The 18317-nt window shown below is 68.8% G+C and carries 13 protein-coding genes; 6 read left to right on the forward strand and 7 right to left on the reverse strand.

Annotated elements, in window-relative coordinates; all coding sequences use genetic code 11:
* Positions 1-112 precede the first annotated feature (112 nt).
* A complete protein-coding gene (locus tag ACUN0C_RS06195; RefSeq protein WP_445465465.1) occupies positions 113-964 on the reverse strand; it encodes an aldo/keto reductase in 852 nt (283 codons plus the stop codon).
* 261 nt (positions 965-1225) lie between these two features.
* Here ACUN0C_RS06195 and ACUN0C_RS06200 point away from each other — a divergent pair, with 261 nt between their 5' ends.
* The 6 genes from ACUN0C_RS06200 to ACUN0C_RS06225 all read left to right on the forward strand — a co-directional run bounded on the left by ACUN0C_RS06200 (position 1226) and on the right by ACUN0C_RS06225 (position 10066).
* A complete protein-coding gene (locus ACUN0C_RS06200; RefSeq protein WP_445465466.1) occupies positions 1226-3016 on the forward strand; it encodes a hydantoinase B/oxoprolinase family protein in 1791 nt (596 codons plus the stop codon).
* Positions 3009-5105 carry a hydantoinase/oxoprolinase family protein gene (locus ACUN0C_RS06205; protein ID WP_445465467.1) on the forward strand — a complete coding sequence of 699 codons (2097 nt, stop codon included), beginning with the start codon at positions 3009-3011 and terminating at the stop codon, positions 5103-5105. The genes ACUN0C_RS06200 and ACUN0C_RS06205 overlap by 8 nt, the downstream gene beginning before the upstream one ends.
* A 76-nt stretch (positions 5106-5181) precedes the next feature.
* Positions 5182-6141, forward strand: coding sequence for a Bug family tripartite tricarboxylate transporter substrate binding protein (locus tag ACUN0C_RS06210; protein ID WP_445465468.1), 960 nt, complete (start codon positions 5182-5184; stop codon positions 6139-6141).
* A gap of 70 nt (positions 6142-6211) precedes the next feature.
* Positions 6212-8206, forward strand: coding sequence for a tripartite tricarboxylate transporter permease (locus ACUN0C_RS06215; protein WP_445465469.1), 1995 nt, complete (start codon positions 6212-6214; stop codon positions 8204-8206).
* 48 nt (positions 8207-8254) lie between these two features.
* The gene (locus ACUN0C_RS06220; RefSeq protein ID WP_445465470.1) at positions 8255-9043 is read left to right on the forward strand and encodes an SDR family NAD(P)-dependent oxidoreductase; all 789 of its coding nucleotides are present in this window, start codon (positions 8255-8257) and stop codon (positions 9041-9043) included.
* A gap of 165 nt (positions 9044-9208) precedes the next feature.
* Positions 9209-10066: an IclR family transcriptional regulator gene (locus tag ACUN0C_RS06225; protein ID WP_445465471.1), complete on the forward strand. Its 858-nt coding sequence runs from the start codon at positions 9209-9211 to the stop codon at positions 10064-10066.
* A gap of 34 nt (positions 10067-10100) precedes the next feature.
* Here ACUN0C_RS06225 and ACUN0C_RS06230 read toward each other — a convergent pair whose 3' ends face one another.
* The 6 genes from ACUN0C_RS06230 to ACUN0C_RS06255 form a co-directional block, all read right to left on the reverse strand.
* A complete protein-coding gene (locus ACUN0C_RS06230) occupies positions 10101-11273 on the reverse strand; it encodes an LVIVD repeat-containing protein (protein WP_445465472.1) in 1173 nt (390 codons plus the stop codon).
* Between the two features lie 27 nt (positions 11274-11300).
* A complete protein-coding gene (locus ACUN0C_RS06235; protein ID WP_445465473.1) occupies positions 11301-13100 on the reverse strand; it encodes a thiamine pyrophosphate-binding protein in 1800 nt (599 codons plus the stop codon).
* Between the two features lie 85 nt (positions 13101-13185).
* Positions 13186-14358, reverse strand: a complete 1173-nt coding sequence (locus ACUN0C_RS06240) for an ABC transporter ATP-binding protein (RefSeq protein WP_445465474.1) — start codon at positions 14356-14358, stop codon at positions 13186-13188.
* A gap of 17 nt (positions 14359-14375) precedes the next feature.
* Positions 14376-16064: an ABC transporter permease gene (locus ACUN0C_RS06245; protein ID WP_445465475.1), complete on the reverse strand. Its 1689-nt coding sequence runs from the start codon at positions 16062-16064 to the stop codon at positions 14376-14378.
* Positions 16065-16173: 109 nt separating this feature from the next.
* A complete protein-coding gene (locus ACUN0C_RS06250) occupies positions 16174-17229 on the reverse strand; it encodes an extracellular solute-binding protein (protein ID WP_445465476.1) in 1056 nt (351 codons plus the stop codon).
* 241 nt (positions 17230-17470) lie between these two features.
* Positions 17471-18316, reverse strand: coding sequence for an amidohydrolase family protein (locus ACUN0C_RS06255; RefSeq protein ID WP_445465477.1), 846 nt, complete (start codon positions 18314-18316; stop codon positions 17471-17473).
* Between the last annotated feature and the right edge of the window lies 1 nt (position 18317).

An 18317-nucleotide genomic window follows, 5' to 3' on the forward strand; every position in this document is an offset into this window, starting at 1 on the left:
TGCGCAGACGCCCGGCCGGGTTCCTGCCGGCCGTGCATTGTGCCGGACGAACGGCCCTCCTACCCCCGCGCCTAATCCCCCGAGCGCAAGGCCCGCCTGTTGCGCCGGCGCGTCAGATCTGCTGCGCCGCTTCCCAGGCGGGGGCGCGCCCCTTCGGGTTCACGATCCGCCCGTCCGGCCTCGCCAGACCATGAATGCGTCGCATCTCCGCCGCGCTCAGCTCGAAACCGAATATGTCGAAATTGTCGCGGATCCGCCCGGGGCTGGTCGAACTGGGGATCGCCGCGACGCTTTCCTGCTGGACCAGCCATCGAAGCACGATCTGCGAGACGGTCCTGCCACCCTCCGCGGCGATCTCGGAGAGCACAGCGTCGGCGAACACCTTGCCCCTTGCGAGGGGACAGTAGGCGATGAAGATCAGGCCGCGGCTGCGGCAGAACTCGAGGACCTTCGTCTGGTCCAGGAACGGATGATACTCGGCCTGCAGCGCCGAAAGCGGTTCCGGCGACACCGCCATCGCCCTCTCCAGCAGGGCGATGTTGAAGTTCGCCACGCCGATGTGCCGCGTCAGGCCCTTCCGCTTCATCTCGGCGAGAGCGCCGATCGTCTCCTCGAAGGGCATGTCGGGCAGCGGCCAGTGGACGAGCAGAAGGTCCACGTGATCGAGCTGGAGGTCGCGAAGGCTCGCCTCGGTGGAGCGCGCGAAATCGTCGGCGCGGAGATGCTCGTGGGAAACCTTCGTCGTGACGAAGAGGTCGTCCCGCGGCAGGCCGCTGGCGCGGATGGCGGCGCCGACGCCGCGCTCCGTGCCGTACTTCCGCGCCGTGTCGATGTGACGGTACCCCGCCTCGAGCGCCGCGAGCACCGTCTTCTCGCAATCCTCGCCGATGCTCCCCGTGCCGAAGCCGAGCGCGGGGAACCGCGCTCCGGACCTGCTCGAGACTTCGATCCGGCCACCGCCCATTCCCGCATCCTCCAATGTCGTGACGTCATGGTTAGCAGTGCTGCGGCCCGCTTGGAAACGGGATGCACGGATCCGCGCGGCACACGGATCGGCAACAGGTTGCGAACGGCGCCGATGCGGGGCCGCAGGCGCAGTCCTGTTGACATTCCCATTTTACGGTCCATAGGATCGTTGAAAATGAGAGATGCGCTGTCGTTCGCGGCCTGATTTTTTCGGCCTCGGCGAGCCATCGCATCCCGGCGAAGCGGTCCAGGGGGTGGCATGGCGCCAAGGGATCCGGTCGAGTTCGAGCTGTTCAAGAACGGCTTGCGCGCGATCGCGGACGAGATGGCCGTGACCCTCATGCGCACGGCCTATTCGGGCGTCCTCAAGAACAACATGGACTTCGCCACGGCCGTGACAGATGCGGACGGGCGTCTCGTCGCGCAGGGGCTGACGCTGCCCGGCCATCTCGGCTCGATCCCGACCGCCATGCGCGCAGTTCTCGACCGTTTCGGCGACGACATAGCCCCGGGCGACGTCTTCATCCTGAACGACCCGTTCGAAGGTGGCATGCACCTGCCGGACATCTTCCTGATGAAGCCGGTCTTCATGGGCGCGGAGCGGATCGGGTTCTCCGCCACCGTTTGCCACCACGCCGATGTCGGCGGCCGTGTCCCGGGGTCGAACGCCTCCGACTCCACCGAGATCTACCAGGAGGGGCTCCGGATCCCCCCTGCGAAGCTCTATGCCGGCGGCCGCCGCGACGAGACGCTGATGCGCCTGATTGAGGCCAACGTTCGCCTGCCGGCGAAGCTCGCCGGCGACTTGCGTGCGCAGTTGGCCGCCTGCCACGTCGCGGACCGGCAGCTCCTCGAACTGGCGGAGCGGTACGGGCGCGAGGGCTTCGCAGCACTCGAACGAGAACTGATCGATTACTCCGAACGCATGGCGCGGGCGGAGTTCGCCAGGCTCCCCGACGGGACGTTCGCGTTCGAGGACTTCATCGACGACGACGGGGTCGAGATCGGCAAGCCCATCCGGCTGAAGGTGACGGTGACCAAGGCGGGCGATCGCCTCGCCGTCGACTGGACCGGCAGCGCCCCGCAGGTGCGCGGCGCGATCAACAATACGCTCTCCTACACGAAGGCGGCGACCTACACCGCGATCCTCACGATCGTGTCGCACGACCTGCCGATCAACGAGGGCGTGTTCCGCGCGATCGAGGTCAGCGCGCCGGAAGGGACGATCGCGAACGCGCTGCCGCCGGCGGCCTGCGCCGCGCGCGGCCTGACCGGCTTCCGCATGCTCGACTGCTGCCTCGGCGCGCTCGCCGCCATGTTGCCCGGCCGCGTCTTCGCGGCATCCGAAGGCGGCAATACCGGCATCACAATCGCCGGCCGGCGGCCGGACCGGACACCCTTCATCCATGTCGACTTCGTCTGCGGCGCCTGGGGCGCACGGCCCTTCGCCGACGGGCTCGACGGCGCCTCGAACCTCTTCGTGAACATGGCGACCCAGCCGATCGAGCTGATCGAGGCCGAACAGCCGGTCCAGGTGCTCGTCTACGAGTTCGTGCCGGACCGGTCCGGCGCCGGCACCTATCGCGGCGGCGCCGCGATCCGCCGCGACTACCGCCTGCTCGAGGAAGAGGCGGTGCTGCAGGTCCGGGCGGACCGCCAGGCCTTCCGCCCCTACGGCCTGCAGGGCGGCCTGCCGGGCCACCCCTCCGTCAACCTGATCGACCGCGGCGCCGGCTTCGAGCCGCTGCCCGGGAAGCTGACGGCGACGCTCCGCCGCGGCGAGGTGTTCCGTCACGAGATCGCCGGCGGCGGCGGCTGGGGCGATCCCCTCCAGCGCGACCCGGCGCTGGTCCTCCGGGACGTGCGGGACGGCTTCGTTTCTGAGGAAGGCGCGCGCGCCGAATACGGCGTGCTGGTCGATACCGCCCGCTGGACGGTCGATGCCCTCGGCACGGAACGCCTTCGCGCGCGCCTGCGCAGCGATCGAGGCCCCGTCCGGAAGCCGGAGCCGGGCACGGCGCCGGAACTCGCGGCGGCCGCGCATGACTGAGATCCGCATCGGCGCCGATATCGGCGGCACCTTCACCGACCTCGTCGCGGTCCGTGCCGACGGACGGTTCCGCACGAAGAAGGTCTCCTCCACCGTCGACGACTACGCCCGGGCGATCGACGAAGGCGTCGCCGCCCTGCTCGCCGAGCTCGGCGAAGCGCCGTCCGCCGTCGGCCAGCTTGCCCACGGCACCACCGTCGCATCGAATGCGATTCTCGAAGGTAAGGGCGCGCGCACCGGGCTGATCGCCACGAAAGGCTTCCGCGATGTCCTCGAGATCCGGACGCTGCGAATGCCGCGCCTCTACGACATGGCATGGCAGAAGCCGCCGGCACTGGTGCCGCGCCATCTGCGCCGGGAAGTCGACGAGCGGCTCGACGCGAGCGGCGTCGTCGAGCGCGCCCTCGACGCCGAAGAGGCGGAGCGGGTGGTCGCGGAGCTCCTCGCCGAGGGCGTGGAGGCGATTTCGATCTGTCTCCTCCACGCCTACGCCAATCCCGTCCACGAAGAGGCGCTGCGGGACATCGTCGCGCGGCTCGCGCCGGACCTGCCGGTCTCGGTCGGCCACGAGGTGCTGCCGGAGATCAACGAGTACAACCGGGTCTCCACAACCGTCGTGAACGCCTATGTGAAGCCACCCGTGGCAAGCTACCTGGAGCGGCTCGGCGGGCGGCTCGCCCGCTCCGGCCTCGGCGCGCCGATCCTGCTCATGCAGTCGAACGGCGGCCTGACCTCCGCCGAGCGCGCAGCACGATTCCCGATGAACATCGTCGAATCCGGTCCCGCGGCCGGCGTCACCGGCGCACAGGCGATCGCGGCGGCGTCCGGCCTCTCCCGGATCATCACCTTCGACATGGGCGGAACGACCGCCAAGGCCGCGCTCGTCGAGGACGGCCAGGCCGCCCAGGCCGGCGAGTACCAGGTCGGCGGCGGCATCATAGCGGGCTCCCGGCTCCTGACGGGCGGCGGCTACATGCTGAAGGTGCCGGCGATCGACCTCGCCGAGGTCGGCGCCGGCGGCGGCTCGCTGATCTGGCGCGACGCCGGGGGCTCGCTCCGCATCGGGCCGGAGAGCGCCGGCGCGACACCCGGTCCCGTCTGCTATGGCCGGGGCGGCGAGGAGCCGACGGTCACCGACGCGAACGTGGTGCTTGGATATCTCAGCCCCACGGGGCTCGCCGACGGCAGCGTCCCGCTCGACCGGAGCCTCGCGCTCGAGGTCCTGGAGCGGAAGATCGCACGGCCGCTCGGGCTGCCGGTCGAGGAGGCCGCCTTCGGCGCGCACCGGATCGCGGCCGCGAACATGATGCAGGCGATCCGCGCCGTCTCCGTCGAGCGCGGCCGCGACCCTCGCGGCTTCGCCCTTTTCGCGTTCGGCGGCAACGGTCCGCTCTTCGCCGCCGGCATGGCGCGCGCGCTCGGCATCCGCGAGATCGTCGTCCCGCCCTCGCCCGGCGTCTTCTCCGCGGTGGGGCTTCTGCACGCCGATCTCGAGCACCACGTGCAGCGGAGCCTCCGCGCGCCCCTCGGCAGGCTGGAGCCGGCCGCCGTCGAGCGGATGCTGCGCGAGATGGAGGCGCAGGCGCTGGCGGTGCTCGCCGACGAGGGCTGCGGGCGCGAACGCGTCCGGCTCACGCGCTATGCGCGGCTGCAATATCAGGGCCAGTCCTTCGATCTCAGGATTCCTTTCGGTGATGGCGCTGTTCGCGCCGAGTCCCTTGCTCAGTTGGACGCCGCCTTCGGGGCGGAGCACGAGCGTACCTACGGCCATCGCGCCGGTACGGCCGAGCCGGTCGAGATCGTCGGGATCGAGGTTGTCGCGCACGCGCGGCGCGAAGGCGCGGCGCCAACCCGGCCCGACCCGGCCGGGCACCCGGTGCCGAGCGGGCCGGCTGCGCGAGAAGCGTTCTTCGGCCCGGATCTCGGCTGGCTGGAGACTCCGGTCCTGCGCCGGCACGCGCTCGCCGGCCGACGCTCGGGCCCGCTCATCGTCGAGGAATACGATGCCACCTGCCTGGTGCCCCCCGGCTGGCAGGCGTCGCGCGACGCGTTCGGGAACATCCGCATCGACATGGAGAAGCCGGATTGAGGGACGGCGGCACGGCCTGGGGGAGGGTCGCGCCGGTTCGGGAGCGCTCCGCGGGGGAGCGAACAGGGAGGAAAGAATGAAACGGATTGGTGCATCGCTGGCGGTCGCAATGACCGCCCTTCTCGGGGCAGGCCAGGTGGCCGCCCAGGAATATCCGTCGCGGACGGTCGAGGTCATCGTGCCCTTCGCGGCCGGCGGGGGGGCCGACGCATCCCAGCGGCTCTTCAACAAGTTCGCCGAGCCGATGATCGGGCAGTCGATGGTCGTGCTGAACAAGCCGGGCGCCGGCGGGACCACCGGCTGGGCCGAACTCGTGCGCGCCGAGCCGGACGGCTACACGCTTGCGATCGTGACGCCCCCCTTCAACATCATTCCGGCGCTCGTGAAGCCGAAGCAGACGGGCTACACGCTCGACCAGTTCACGAACATATGCGTCTACGCCGTCGTGCCGGACGTGCTTTTCGTGCGCGAGGACAGCGAGTTCAAGACGCTCCAGGATCTCGTGGACCACGCCAAGGCCAATCCCGAGAAGGTGAAGGTGGCGAACTCGGGCACGCTCGGCGCCGACTTCATGACCACCCTTCTGATCGAGAACGCGACGGGGACGAAGTTCACCCAGATCCCCTTCGACGGCGGCTCCAAGATGCTGCAGGGCACGCTCGCCGGAACGACCGACGCCATGGTCGGCAGCAACATCTTCGCGTTCTCGCAGAAGGGGCAGCTCCGCCCCCTCGCCATCGCGACGGAGGAGCGCGACCCGCAGCTGGCCGACGTCCCGACCTTCAAGGAGCTCGGCTATCCGGTCGTCTCCGAGCGCTACCGCGCCCTTGCCGGCCCGCCCGGCATGTCCGCCGAGCTCGTGAGCTATTGGGCGGACATCTGCGAGAAGGTCGTCGGGGACCCGGCTTTCCAGGAGGAGAGCACGAAGGTCGGCCTGCCGGCCGAGTATCGCGGCCCCGAGCAGGCCCAGGCGTCGATCGAAACCATGACGCGCGACATCGAGGCCGTCGTGCAGGCCAACAAGCTCGCGGAATAGGCCTGGGCCCGGCTCGCTACGGCGCTTCCTCCGGGAGAGCCGCGGCGAGCCGCACCGCGAGGACCACGGCATGTGGAGCAACATCTTCCAGGGACTGGCGGTGGCGGTCGAGCCGATGCACCTCTTCGTGGTGCTGGTCGGCACCTTCGCCGGGCTGGTGATCGGCGCGCTTCCGGGCCTGTCTGCGGTGAGCGGCGTTGCGCTGCTCCTGCCCTTCACCTTCACGATGGACCCGGCGCAGGGCCTGATCATGCTCGCGGCCGTCTACATGGCGGCCGAGTACGGCGGCTCGATCTCGGCCATTCTCATCAATGCGCCCGGCACCTCGGGCGCGGCCTGCACCACGCTCGACGGCACGCCGCTCACGCAGCGCGGCGAGGCGCAGGAGGCGCTCTACATCTCGCTCCTCGCGGGCACGTTCGGCGGCGCCTTCGGCGCGATCGTGCTGATCTTCTTCACGCCTCTCCTTGCGCGCGCCTCCCTCATGCTCGGGCCGGCCGAGCTCTTCTGGGTAGCGGTCGCGGGCCTTTTTCTGGTCGCGAGCCTCTCCGGCCGGCAGCCCGTGAAGGGGCTGATCGGCGTCACCCTCGGCCTCGCGCTGACGGTGGTCGGGCAGGACGCGATGTCGGGCGACATGCGCTTCACCTTCGACGATTACCGGCTCGTCGGCGGGATTCCGCTCGTGCCGGCGCTGCTCGGCCTGTTCGCCGTGGCGAGCATCCTGAACCTGCTCGACCGCTCCGAGGAGGCCGTCGCCCCGCTCGTCCTGCGCCAGGGCGTACTGCGCTTCGTGATCGCGCGGCTCGCGCGCATGAAGGTGCTCCTCGCATGGTCCAGCCTGCTTGGGACGCTGGTCGGCATCGTGCCCGGCGCCGGAGCCTCGATCTCGGCATTCGTCGCCTATGGCGAGGCGAAGCGCATGTCGAAGCATCCGGAGCAGTTCGGGCGCGGCTCCTACGAGGGCGTCGCGGCCCCCGAATGCGCCAACAACGCCGTGGTCGGCGGGTCGATGGTCCCGCTGCTCGGGCTCGGCATTCCGGGTTCGGGATCGGCGGCCGTGATGTTCGGCGCGCTGACCATCCACGGCATCATTCCCGGGCCCCGCCTCTTCGCCGAGCGCGCCGACATCGTCTACACCTTCATGGCCGGCCTGTTCCTGACCGTCTTCGCCATGCTCGCGGTCGGCCTTCTCACGATCCGCTGGTCGAGCCTGGTGGTCCGCGTGCCGCGGCGGGCGCTCATTCCGGCCGTCCTCGTCCTCTCCGCGATCGGCACGTATGGCCTGCGCAACAGCCTCTTCGACGTCTACGTCCTGCTGTCGATCGGCATGGCGGCCTATCTCCTGAGCCGCACCGACGTGCCGGTGGCGACGGTCGCGCTCGGCCTCGTGCTCGGGCATCTCGTCGAGGAGAGCTACCAGCAGTCCGCCCTGGTCGGCCGGGTCGATTACGGCTCGACTCTCCTTTACTTCGCCAACCGGCCGGTGGCGCTCGTGCTCATGGGCATCGCCTTCGCCATCCTCGCCGGCGGCGTCATGCAGGTCCTGAAGACCCGCAGGGTCGCCGCCGAGGAGCCGCTGCCCGTCGACGCCGGCCCCGGCGTCAGCATGCGTGCGGCGAATCTTTCGCTGGCCGCCGTGCTCGCCGCCCTCGCCTTCTTCGGTTTGGCGGAAGCGGCAGGCCTTTCCCGCATGGGGGCGCTCTTCCCGACCATGATTTCGGGCGCGCTGCTGGTGCTCGCCGGCGCGCTGGCGGCCATGAGCGCGCGAGGGCCCCTCGCCCGCCGCGCGGCTGCGATCCGGCCGTTCTCCGGCGTGCCGTGGCGGAACGTGCTCGGGCTGATGGCCGGCCTGGCGCTTCTGGCGCTCGGCGCCTCGCGCATCGGCTTCTACGAATCGGCCTTCCTGTTCCTGTTGCTGACGTTCTTCATGCTGTCCGGCAGCGGCCGCTCGAGCACGGCGCGCCTTCTCGCAAGCGCCGCCTACGCCTGCGGCTTCGTCCTCTTCATTTACGTCGCCTTCAAGCTCGTGCTCGGCATCACCACGCCGCGCGGGCTTCTCGTCTGATCCGGGGCATCGGCCGCGGACGTCAACTCTCTGGACCTGGAGGAAAGAATGGATCTCGGAATAGCCGACCGCATCGCTCTTGTGACCGGCAGCACGCGCGGCAACGGCCGGTGCTGCGCGGAGACCCTGCTCGAGGAGGGCGCGACGGTCGTCGTCACCGGCCGCGACCAGGCGCGCGTCGACCAGGCCTGCCACGAAATGGCGGCGCGCGGGAACGGCAAGGTGTTCGGGATCGCGGCCGACCTCGCCCATGACGGCCAGGCGAAGCAGCTGATCGACCGCACCCTCGCCGAGTTCGGCCGCATCGACATCCTCGTCAACAACGCCGCCGCCGTCCGGCCGTCCGACTTCATGTCGCTCGACGAGGACCGCTGGACCGGGCTCTTCGAGGAGAAGCTCAACGGCTATGCGCGCGTGCTCCGCCACGCCATCCCGTCCATGCGCAAGAACGGCTGGGGGCGCATCGTGAACGTGTCGGGCCTCGCCGCCCGTCAGCCGCACCTCGCCACCGTCGCCGTCGGGCTCAACAACGCCGCGGTCCTCAACCTCACCAAGGCGCTCGCCGGCTGGCTCGCGAAGGACGGCATCACCGTCAACGCGCTCATCCCGCACCTCATCAACACCGACACGCAGGACGACACGATGCGGGAATGGGCCGAGATCACCGGCCAGACCGAGGCGGAGGTACGCGAGCAGCGCATCGCGCGCGTGCCGCTCGGCCGCCTCGGCCGGCCGGAGGAGGTCGGCTACGCCATTGCCTTCCTCGTCTCCGAGCGGGCGAGCTTCATCACCGGCGCAGCGCTCCACGTGGACGGCGGCGTCTCCATGACCATTTGAATGCAGGGCACCACCCCGGCGTCCGTCATGTCGGACATTCGGCCTATTGCGGCGGCGTCGGGGATGGTCGAATGACTGGCGCCTGCTAGTTTGGATTGCAGCCGAAGGTTTACTCGCATGGCACGCCACAAAGCTGCCTCACCTCAACCGGCCGACGCGACGACCTTGGACGAGACGCCCGGTCCCGAACGGGCGGCGAACGTCCGGGACCTCCAGTTCGAGCCGAGTCCCCACGATACGGCCGCGGAGCGACGTGCGATCGGCTCCGCGCTCGGCCGCGCCATGCAGCTGCTGGAGACCATCCTGGAGAGCGACCATTCGCTCGGCATGCAGGAGATCTGCACCCGGCTCGACCTGCCGCGCCAGTCGGCCCACCGCATCCTCAACCAGCTGCTGGAGCTCGGCCTCCTGCAGCGGCACCTGAACCGCGAGCGGTTCACCGTCGGCCCGCGCCTCCGGCTGCTGGCGCTGAAGACCGCCTATCAGTCGCACAGCACCGGGCCGTTCCACACCGTGCTGGAGGCGCTCGCGGAGCAGACCAACGAAACCTGCAATCTCGGCATCCTGGACCAGAACAAGGTGCTGCTGATCGACCGCGTGGAATCGGAATGGTCGCTCCGCGTCCATTCCGAGGTCGGCAAGCGGCTCGACCCCCACGCATCGGCGATCGGCAAGCTGATCCTCTCCCACCTCCCGAAGACGCGGCGCCGCCAGATCCTCGAAGCCTCGCAGCCGCTGAAGCGCTTCACCGCCTTCACGCTGGTCGACATGGACGAGCTGGAGGCGGAGTTCGCTGCAATCCGCCGCCGCGGCTTCTCCATCTCCAACCAGGGCACGACGCTCGGCATGCTCAGCCTCGCCGTACCCGTGCGCGATCCGGACGGCCGGGTCGTGGCGGGGCTCGCCGTGCAGGCGCCGTTCGTCCGCATGGACATGGAGCGGGCGCTGAACGAGACCGTGCCGCTGATGATGGCATCCGCAGAGCGGATGGAACGTCTGCTCGCCGGCGAAGAGGCGGAATAGCCGGCCCCCCTGCGAAGCGGGCCGGCTGCGGACGTCAGCCGGTATATTCCAGGATGTGCATCCCGGCGCCCCAGCGGTCGATAAGGTAGAGCCGGCCGTGCTCGTCGCGCCCGATGTCGTTCGACTGGATCTCCTCCTGCCCTTCCGGAACGGTCGGCACGTAGTACCCGACCTCCTTTGGCCGCAGGGGATCGCTGACGTCGACGGCGCGCAACCCTGCATTGAAATAGGTGATGAAGACGAGGTTCGCCCACGGCCCCTCGGTCGTGATGTCCTCCAGGATGTTGTGCGCCCCGAACCGGCCGCCCCGGTTGAAATAGGTCTCCCGGTCGGGGAACCAGGTCGAGACGGTGACTGGATTGGTCTCGTCGCGGATGTCGACGATCCACATGAACTGGCTGTCCCAATAGTTCTGCTTGGCGCGCGCCTCGTCGGTGACGACGAGATAGGGGCGGTCGCCGATCGGCCAGGCGGTGTGGTTGGACCCCACGAAGGGCGGCGACCAGCGCGTGTGGCCGACGAGCTTCATGTCGCGCAGGTCGGAGCAGTCGATGATGGCGACGCCGCCGCCCCAGAATGCCCCGAACATGCGGTCGCCTCGGATCATCGGCGGGCCGTGCAGCGTGCAGGTCTGCTCGGAGGGGTGCGGGTCGTTGTGGATCCCCTCGCCCTCCGCCTTCTGCCAGGGCAGGCCCCAGATGCTGACCACCTCCGGCTTCACGGGATCGCGCGTGTCCATGGTCCAGATCACGCGGCGGTCCCAGCCCGGCGCGTCGTTCGGGAAGAAGGCGAGCTGGCGCTGGTTATCGACGCCGAACCGGTGCGGCCCGCTGCCGGGCATGTCGTAGAAGCCGACCTCGCGGATCGTCCCGGGCTTGCTGATGTCGAAGATGTAGAAGCCGGTCCGGGCCCCCTTGCCGCGCTCGCCGGCGAGCGCCTCCGAGTTCACGTAGAGGATGTCGTCGCCGACGATCCTGAGCTTGTGCATGTGGACGCCGGGCGGCGCCAGGAACTCCGCGACCTTCCTGGGGTTGCGCGGGTCGCTGACGTCGTGGACGGTGAACCCCTCCCTGCCGTTGTAGCTCGAGCCGCCGACCGCGCCGACATAGGCGTGGCCGCGGCGCACCTCGACAAGGCTGCCGCCGCCCCAGGCAGCCGACCGGTCGTGGCCGAGCAGCCGGAAATTCTTCGCTTCCTCGGAACGCATTCCAGTTCTCCGGTTCTTGATCGGTGCTCAGGCGGGCTCGTAGCGGCTGCCGATCGCCGGCTTGCCGACGCCGAGGCCCGGCAACTCCCAAACGCCGGCGCCGGCCGGGTTCTTGTCGGCGCCGATATTGGCGTCGATCAGGACCGGGCGGTTCTTCGCCACCGCCGCCTTGATCGCATCGCCGAGATCGTCGGCGCGGTCGACGCTGATGCCCTCGATGCCGGCTGCGCGCGCCATGGCCGCGAAGTCCGGGTTGTAGGGCTGCCCCGTCTCCGGGTGCTTGAAGTCGGTCGCCAGTTCGCGTCCGCCGAGATAGCCGCGCTGCAGGCCGCGGATCGAGGCGTAGGCGTAGTTGTTCCACACCACCCACACGACGGGAATGTCGTATTCGACCGCAGTGCCGAGCACGTTGGCGTGCATGAAGAACGCGCCGTCGCCGCAGACCGAGACGCAAGGGCGGTCGGGCGCTGCGAGCTTGGCGCCGAGCACGCCGCCAACGCCGAAGCCCATCGGGCCGAAGCCCATCGAGCCGATGAGGGAGTCCGGGCGGCGCGGCTCGCAGAACTGGATCAGCCAGTTGTGGTGGATGCCGATGTCGCTCACGAGGATGGCGTCCTCCGGCAGCGCGCGGTCGATGACGCGGGCGGCGCGCTGGGGATGGATCGGCGTCGAATCGTCGTGGAAACCGGGCTCGATGAAGGCGTTCCACTCCTTCCGCCAGCCGTCGATGGCGGCGAGCCAGCGCTCGCGCGCCTGCGGGATCGTCGTGGCATCCGGGCGCCGGTCGATCTCGGCGTTCACCTGGCGCAGGAATGTCCGCACATCCGCCATCAGGCCGAGCGCGACCGGATAGTTCCGGCCGATCTCGTCGGGGTCGATGTCGACATGGATGAGCCTCGTCGGCGGGATGGTGAAGGAATAGCCGGGGATCCAGGAGCTCGAGGTGCGGTCGTCGAAACGGACGCCGAGCGCGAGCAGCACGTCCGCCTGCCGCGTCGCCTGGTTCGCCTGGAAGTGCCCGTTGCGGGCGACGAGCCCGAGATTGAGCGCGTGGCGGCTGTCGATCGCACCCTGCCCGCTCGCCGAATAGGCAACCGGGATGCGGAGCCGCTCCGCGAGCCGGAGCAGCTCCTCCACCGCGCCGCCGTACTTCACGCCCTGCCCGACCAGGATCACCGGCCGCTCGGCGGACAGCAGCATGTCGACCGCCTTCTCGACGCCTTCCGGATCGGCGCCCGCCTTGCAGGAGATGTTGGCGGTCCATTCCTCCGGCCGCGGCGTCTCCTCCGCGGCGGCCTCCTTGAAGATGTCGAAGGGCACGTCCAGCACGACCGGCCCCGGGCGGCCCGTCACCATCGTCTTCCACGCCTGCCGGATCGCGAGTGGCACCATCTCGCCGCGGGTCGGCTGGAAGACCCGCTTGCAATAGGCCTGGACGGTCGAGGGGAAATCCGCCTGGTAATGCCGGTAGAGTTCCTGGAACGCGCCGCGGTTGAACTGGCTGGTCGGCACGTTGCCGGTGATCGCGAGGAACGGCACGGAATCGAGATAGGCGTTGGCGAGGCAGATCGGCATGTTCGCCGAGCCGGGGCCGCAGGAGGTGAAGGTCGCCGTCGGCTGCCCCGATACGCGATAATAGACGTCCGCCATGAAGCCCGAAATGCTCTCATGGCGGACCGAGATCGTCTTGATGTCGTCGGCGCGCTCGTAGAGCGCGTCGATCAGGCTGATGTTGCCGTGGCCGCAGAGCCCGAAGGCGTAGGGCACCTTCTCGCGGATCAGGTAGTCGACGATGACCTGTCCGCCGTTCAGCATGTTGTCGTGCATCGGAGTCTTTCCTGGTTGGCCCGCGTGGGCGCCGTTCGTGGACCGGCCGCGAGGGCCGGACCGGATGTGACGGGACGTCCGCCGCTCAGGCCGCCCCGACGAATTGCTGGCCGATCGCGAGTTCCTCCGCCTGGCCCGCCCGGGCCGCCACCTCGGCCGAAGCCGCTGCGACGTGCTCGTCCGCGAGGACGCGGCAACGCTCGGGCGCGATGTGTGCGAAGAGCTGCGTGCCCGGCGGCGCGTCCACATGCTCGCTGGTCTGGACGCGCAGCGACGTCTCGCCGGCGGCAACGAAATACTCCGAATAGGGCCCGAGGAAATACCGGCGCCTCAGGACGACGGGAACGCTGTTCGGCCGATCCGCGGGCGCACGTGCGAGCCGGATCGATTCGGGACGCACCGCCAGCACGGCGTCGCGGCCGGGCACGAGCGGGTCGTCGCTGCTGCAGACGAGTTCCCCCATCGCCGTCCGCACCGCCCAGTGTCCGTTCGCCGCGGGGCCAAGGACGCGCCCTTCGATGAAGTTGCTGAGGCCGATGAAGTCGGCGACGAAGCGCGAGCGCGGCCGCGCATAGATCTCCTCGGGGCTCCCCGATTGCGAGATGCGGCCCTTCTCCATGACGATGACCGTCCGGCTCATGACCATGGCTTCGGACTGGTCGTGCGTGACGTAGACGGCCGGGATGCCGAGCTTGCTCTGGATCTCGATCAGTTCGAACCGCATCCGCTCGCGGAGCTTGGCGTCGAGGTTGGAGAGCGGTTCGTCGAAGAGTAGTGCACGCGGCTCCATGACGAGGGCGCGCGCGAGCGCCACGCGCTGCTGCTGCCCGCCGGAGAGCTGGGTCGGGTAGCGCTTCTCGTAGCCCTTCAGCCCCACGATGCGAAGCTTGTCGGCAACGCGCGCTGCCATCTCCCCCCGCGGGATGCCGCCCTGCACCTTGAGCGGATAGGCCACGTTCTCGTGGACCGTCATGTGGGGCCAGACCGCGTAGGACTGGAACACCATGCCGAAATGCCGCTTGTTCGGAGGGCGGAAGAAGCCGGTCGCGGCATTGACGATGGGTTCGCCGTTGAGGCTGATTACGCCTGCGTCGGGCCGTTCGAACCCGGCGATGCAGCGCAGCGTCGTCGTCTTGCCGCAGCCGCTCGGACCGAGCAGGGAGACGAACTCGTCAGCCCCGACGCCGAACGAGATGCAGTCGACGGCGAGCACGCCGTTGTAGCGCTTGGTCAGCTGGTCGACGGTGAGCGTGGTCATGGTGTCCTCCGGCGTCCTCAGTGCCCGGGCGTGCGGTCGAGGCCCGACACCCACTTCGCTACGGCGAGCATCACGAGCGCCATTCCGATCTGGATGAAGGCGAGCGCGGAGAGCGCGCGGAACTGCCCGCCGAGCAGGAGGTCGTAGATTGCGACCGAAAGCACCTCCAGCCTGGGCGAATAGAGCAGGATCGAGGCGCTCAGCTCGCGCGAGAAGGCGATGAAGAGCAGGATCCAGCCCGCGAAGATGCCCGGCTTCAGAAGCGGCAGCGTCACGTTCTTGAAGGTCTGGAACCAGTTCGCCCCGCTCGACAGCGACGATTCCTCCAGCTCGGGGTGGATCTGTACCAGGGTCGCCGACGTGGACCGCACGCCGATCGGGATATAGCGCGTCATGTAGGCGACGAAGAGGATCCAGATCGTGCCGTAGAGCACCAGCGGCGGATAGATCCAGGCGTGCAGGAGCCCGAACGCCAGCACCACGCCCGGAAAGCCCATCGGCACCATGCTGAGGTAGTCGAGCACCTTCCGGCCGGGCAGCTTCGTGCGCAGCGACAGGAACGAGATGAGCGCGCAGAGGAGCATCGTGACGCTCGCTCCGACGACTGCGAGGAACAGGCTGTTGACGATCGCACGCTGCGTGATCGGATAGTCGAAGATGACCCACCGGTAGTTCTCGAGCGTCCACTGCTCCCACCGGAAATCGGCCGTCCAGATGGTCCGGATCGAGCTCATGAAGATCGCCGCGTAGGGCAGCACGACCGCGAGCATCAGATAGGCAATGCAGAAGCCGAAGATCACCCAGCGGAAGGGGCCGAGCTGGAACCGGCGCGGATGCGCGCCCTTCCCGCCGACCGTGGTGTAGGAGCGCGTGCCGAGCATCCGGCGCTGGAGCCACAGGCCGATCAGCGCGATGGCGAGAAGCGTGACGCTGAGCGCCGCGCCGAGGCCGAGGCGGACGGGATAGGACGCCTGCGTTTCCACGATGGTGGTCGTGAGCACCCTGATGCGGGCCGGGGTGCCGAGCACGGCGGGCACGCCGAACTGCTCTGCGGCGAGGACGAAGACGAGCAGCGCGCCGCCCAGGATCGCCGGCAGCACGAGCGGCAGCGTCACCTTGATCGTCGTCCGCCAGAGCCCCGCGCCGGCCGACAGCGAGGCTTCCTCCAGCGTCGGATCCATGGAGCGCAGCGCGCCGGCGACCATGAGGAAGACGAACGGCATCTCGTAGAGCGATTCCACGAAGATGATGCCGCCGAGCGAATAGATGTTGATGAGCGCCCCGGGCCCGCCGGCATAGTTCCAGAGCTGGTTGATGAGGCCCGTGCCGGGGCTCGCCAGGAGCACCCAGGCGAGCGCCCCGATGAAGGGCGTCGAGATGAACGGGACGATCGCCGCCATCTCGATGAGCCGCCGACCCGGCATGTCGGTGCGGACCACGGCCCAAGCCAGGAACGTGCCGGCGACCGTCGACGCGATCGCGGTTCCGACGGCGATGATGAGCGTGTTGACGATCGCGCTGAGGTTGCGGGGGTTGCCGTAGGCCTCGGCGAACCAGCGCAGCGTCAGTCCCCCGGTGTCGTCCCGGAAGGCCATGTTGATCAGGATCGCCACCGGATAGATGATCAACGCGGCGAGGAACAGGATCACGAGGATCTGCACGTAGAACAGCGGATCGAAGAGCGACGCGCCCCGGACCCGCTTCATCATGAAGCCGGAAAAACCAGCCGATTCCGATATCGCCACGGACCTGCCCGACCTGGGATGCTGAAAGGGCGCGCCTGGCGACGCGCCCCGGATTTCCTTTGATCGGCTCTTACTTGAAGAGCGTGCCCCACTCGTCGAGCAGCTCGGTCTGCTGTCCGAAGAGCCTGTCGAGATCGGCAGCCGAGCTTGCCATCCGCTTCACCTCGCTGAGCGGGCGCCGGCCGTGCTCGCGCGAAAGCGGCTCGACGTCGTCGCGCATGGACGGCGTCGAATAGGTCTGCTGCCAGTAGGTCTGGGCCTCGTTGCTCAGCGTGAAATCGACGAACTGCTTGGAGAGCTCCGGGTTCGGCGCGCTCTTGGCGATGCCGATCACCTCGTAGCTGATCGGCAGCCCCTCTTCCGGGAAGACGACGTTCAGATTGGCGCCCTTCTGAATCTCGCCGAACACGTAATACTGCAGGATCATCGCCGCGACCGGGCGTTCGCCGGAAATGACGGTGTCGGTCGTCTCGCCGGAACCGGCGCGGATCAGCACGTCCTGCTCGGACAGCTTCTCCATGAACTCCTTGCCGTATGTCTGCCGCAGCGCGCCGTACCAGTGCAGCGTCGCGCCGCTGGAGAAGGCGTCGGCGCAGACGAGCTTGCCCTTCCATTTCGGGTCGAGAAGATCCTCCCAGGATTTCGGCGCCTCGTCCTCCTTGATGATGTCGGCGTTGTAGGCCATGCAGCAGACGAGCGCCTTGATCGGCGTCCAGAAGCCCTTCATCTGGATGTCGTCCGGATAATGCTTCGCTTCCGGGCTCTCGTATTCCATCAGCATGCCGTCGCGGGCCCACTGCGACATGAGCCCGGGAATCGACACGTCGATCGGGCCGCACTGCGCTTGGTTGGCCTTCGCCTCCTGCTCGAAGCGCTGTGCGAGCTTCACGCCGCCGGCGCGGAAGTACTCGACGGTATGGCCGGTCTTCTCCTTGAACATCTTGGCCCAGCCGTCGACCGACTCCACCGAGGAGGCGGAGTACCACATCAGGGTTTCCTGGGCTTGTGCGCTACCCATCAGCGGGCCGCCGAAGGCGGCCGCGGCGGCCGCGGCGCCGGTGCCCTGCATGAAGGTGCGCCGCGACAGGCGCGGATCGGGAAATGTCGTCGTGCGGATGATGCTCATTCGAAGATCCTCCCGTTATTGGCCGTTCGGCGACCCCCGCCCCGGCCTTCACCATGCCAATTCCCGTTTCTTTCGAATTACACTGTTGGGAATTGGGAATGTCAACCAGAACGCCTCCTGTTGACCGGCCTCAGATAGCCGGCAGGTGCACCCGGGTGGCATGCTTCGTGCTTGCGCCGGCCGGGACCGCCGGAACCCCGGCTTTCCTCCGCAGGGCGCGCACCGTCGGCTGCGGTCCGGCTCACGGCAGGTCGATCCCGAGCAGCTCGGCCGCATTCCGGAACAGCACCCTTTCCATCGCCTCCGGCCGGATCGGCAGCCTCAGGAACCATTCGGCATACGTGTCGACCGGTGTGAACGGATAGGAACTGCCGTAGAGGAACCGGTCCGAGAGGAAGCCGTCGGCCGCCGCCACGTAGTCGTTCATGCCGGGCATGTTGGCGAGATACTGGTCCGGCGAGACGTAGACGTTCGGCCGGCGGTAAGCGATGTGGAGCACCTGGTGCACCCACGGCCAGCCGCCATGCGTGACGACGATCCTGAGCTCCGGAAAATCGGCCGCCACGCGGTCGAGGTGCGCCGGCTCGGTGAAGCTGAGGTCCGGCCCGGCGCTGCCGCCGGCCATGATCAGGACCGGGATGCGCAGGCCCTCGCAATGGGCGTAGATCGGATAGAGCCGGCGGTCGTCGGCGAGCATCGGGACAGGGTATGAGGCCGGCTCGATGTTGACGGCCCGGAACCCCGCCTCCGCTGCGCGCGTGATCTCCGCGATCGCCCCGTCCCGGCTCGCCGGATCGATCGACGCAACCCCCACGAACCGCCCCGGATGGTCCGCCACGATCGCCGCCACGTCGTCGTTGCTGACGGAGCCGAAGGCGCCCGACATGCGCCCGACCACCACGCCCATTGTCACGCCGGCGCGGTCCATCTCGTCGAGCAGCATCGGCATGGAGTGCTGCGAGGCCGAGGGCGCCGGCTCGAAGCCGTGCATGCGCGTCAGGCGGTCGCGCCGCGGCGCGTTCGCATACATGATCATGTCGAGGAAGCCGCCCACCGGCGGCCTCAGCCGGAAGTCGATGATCGTCACG

It is taken from the genome of Faunimonas sp. B44 (assembly GCF_052655945.1).

Coding starts and splice junctions, on each gene's coding strand:
- ACUN0C_RS06210 (WP_445465468.1), top strand. CDS start 5,182: ATGAAACGGATTGGTGCATCGCTGGCGGTCGCAATGACCGCCCTTCTC.
- ACUN0C_RS06250 (WP_445465476.1), bottom strand. CDS start 17,229: ATGAGCATCATCCGCACGACGACATTTCCCGATCCGCGCCTGTCGCGG.
- ACUN0C_RS06195 (WP_445465465.1), bottom strand. CDS start 964: ATGGGCGGTGGCCGGATCGAAGTCTCGAGCAGGTCCGGAGCGCGGTTC.
- ACUN0C_RS06205 (WP_445465467.1), top strand. CDS start 3,009: ATGACTGAGATCCGCATCGGCGCCGATATCGGCGGCACCTTCACCGAC.
- ACUN0C_RS06240 (WP_445465474.1), bottom strand. CDS start 14,358: ATGACCACGCTCACCGTCGACCAGCTGACCAAGCGCTACAACGGCGTG.
- ACUN0C_RS06215 (WP_445465469.1), top strand. CDS start 6,212: ATGTGGAGCAACATCTTCCAGGGACTGGCGGTGGCGGTCGAGCCGATG.
- ACUN0C_RS06245 (WP_445465475.1), bottom strand. CDS start 16,064: ATGAAGCGGGTCCGGGGCGCGTCGCTCTTCGATCCGCTGTTCTACGTG.
- ACUN0C_RS06230 (WP_445465472.1), bottom strand. CDS start 11,273: ATGCGTTCCGAGGAAGCGAAGAATTTCCGGCTGCTCGGCCACGACCGG.
- ACUN0C_RS06200 (WP_445465466.1), top strand. CDS start 1,226: ATGGCGCCAAGGGATCCGGTCGAGTTCGAGCTGTTCAAGAACGGCTTG.
- ACUN0C_RS06235 (WP_445465473.1), bottom strand. CDS start 13,100: ATGCACGACAACATGCTGAACGGCGGACAGGTCATCGTCGACTACCTG.
- ACUN0C_RS06220 (WP_445465470.1), top strand. CDS start 8,255: ATGGATCTCGGAATAGCCGACCGCATCGCTCTTGTGACCGGCAGCACG.